This is a genomic window from Rudaea sp., from assembly GCF_036383415.1.
Classification (GTDB): domain Bacteria; phylum Pseudomonadota; class Gammaproteobacteria; order Xanthomonadales; family Rhodanobacteraceae; genus Rudaea.
On record NZ_DASVOK010000392.1, the window covers coordinates 1 to 2,068 of the forward strand.

Below are 2,068 nucleotides of genomic sequence, written 5' to 3' on the forward strand. Positions count from 1 at the left end.
ATCGCCGACATGCTGCTCAATCCCGGCACCACCTATCGCTACAATGGCGAGACACGCACCTATCCGGATATCCGCCTGGTCTATTGGGCCGGCGGCAATCCGTTCCGCCACCACCAGGACCTCAACCGCCTGCGCAAGGCGTTTGCGAAGCTCGACACGCTTGTCGTGCACGAGCTCGCCTGGACCGCCACCGCGCGCCATGCCGACATCGTGCTGCCCGCGACCATGACGCTTGAACGTGAAGACATCGGCTATTCCAGCAACGATCCGCTGATGGTCGCCATGCACCGGATCGCCGAGCCGTTCGGCCTCGCCCGCGACGACTACGACATCTTCGCTGATCTTGCCGAGCGGCTGGGGGCCCGCGAGCCCTTCACCGAAGGCCGCACGTCGCGGCAATGGCTGGAACATCTCTACGAGCCGACCCGCAAGGCGCTCGCCGCACGCGGGCTCGAGGCGCCGAGTTTCGCCGAATTCTGGGAACGCGGCAGCCTGGTCGTGCCGCAGCATCTCGACGACGGCGGCTCGCTGCGCCGCTTCCGCGAGGACCCGGTGGCGCGGCCGTTGCCGACCCGAAGCGGCCGCATCGAGATCTTCTCGCAGAAGATCGCCGATCACGGCGATGCGGACTGTCCGGGCCATCCGGTCTGGCTGGAGAAGACCGACACGCCAAAGCCTGATACGCCGTGCTTCCTGGTCGCCAACCAGCCGGTGACGCGCCTGCACAGCCAGCTCGACTTCGGCGGCCATTCGCTCGACGCCAAGCACCGCGGCCGCGAGGTCGCACGCATGAATCCGCACGATGCCAAGGCGCGCGGCATCGTCGATGGCGACATCATCCGCATCTTCAACGCGCGCGGCGCCTGCCTCGCCGCAGTGCATGTCACCGACGGCATCGCGCCCGGCGTGGTGCAGCTGCCGACCGGCGCCTGGTACGACCCGATGGACCCCGAGGAGGAGTCCCCGCTCTGCGTGCACGGCAATCCGAACGTGCTGACCCGCGACATCGGTACCTCATCCTTCGCGCAGGGCTGCACCGGCCAGCTGACGACCGTCGAGGTGGAGCGTTTCAACGGCAATCTGCCGCCGATCCGGGCGTTCGATCCGGCGTAATTTCATCGCCGGATCACGAACAAATCATCGCTGGGGCGCTGGATGGCGCCCGACCGTTCGGCTACGGCATCACGACGTCGTCCTTGAGTTCTGGATTTGCCGAGATGCACCTGAAGACCCTGCTTCACCTTGCCGTCGCCGCAACCGTCACGCTCGCTGCGTCCAATGCATCGGCACAATCGGCCGCCGAGCCGGCCTACGGGCCGGAATTGCAGGGTTTCGACTATCCCTATCCGGTCGAGCATTATCGCTTCAGCTCGCAGGGGCAGGAGCTCGACATGGCCTATCTCGACGTCAAGCCGGCGACGCCGAACGGGCAGACCGCGGTGCTGCTGCACGGCAAGAACTTCTGCGCCGCCACCTGGGACGGCACCATCAAGGCGCTCAGCAGTGCTGGCTATCGCGTGATCGCGCTGGACCAGATCGGCTTCTGCAAGTCCAGTAAGCCGGAACGCTATCAGTTCACCTTCCAGCAGCTCGCCGGCAACAGCCGCGCGCTGCTGGCTTCGCTTGGGATCGAACATTCGATCATGGTCGGCCACTCGACCGGCGGCATGCTGGCGATGCGCTACGCGCTGATGTATCCGGACGCCACCGACCGCCTGGTGCTGGTCGATCCGATCGGGCTCGAGGACTGGAAGACCAAGGGCGTGCCATGGCTCAGCCTCGACGGCTGGATGCAGCGCGAGACCCGTGTCACCGCAGACAGCATCCGCGCCTATGAGCGCGCGACTTACTATGCCGACACCTGGGATCCGTCCTATGAGACATGGGTGCAGATGCTCGCCGGCATGTATCGCGGGGAGGGCCGTGCCGCCGTGGCATCGAGCTCGGCGCGGCTCTACGACATGATCGCGACCCAGCCGGTGTTCTACGAATTCGAGCAGATCAAGCCGCCGACACTGCTGTTCGTCGGCGACAAGGACACCACCGCGATCGGCAAGGACACCGCGCC

2 protein-coding genes are annotated in these 2,068 nt (G+C 66.0%); both read left to right on the forward strand.

Translation table 11 applies throughout. The features are described from left to right. A partial coding sequence (locus VF497_RS14445; RefSeq protein ID WP_330889921.1) for a molybdopterin dinucleotide binding domain-containing protein occupies positions 1-1,113 on the forward strand: 1,113 nt, incomplete at its 5' end. 104 nt (positions 1,114-1,217) lie between these two features. Then, positions 1,218-2,068, forward strand: an 851-nt coding sequence (locus VF497_RS14450; RefSeq protein ID WP_330889923.1) for an alpha/beta hydrolase, incomplete at its 3' end; no start/stop codon positions are given.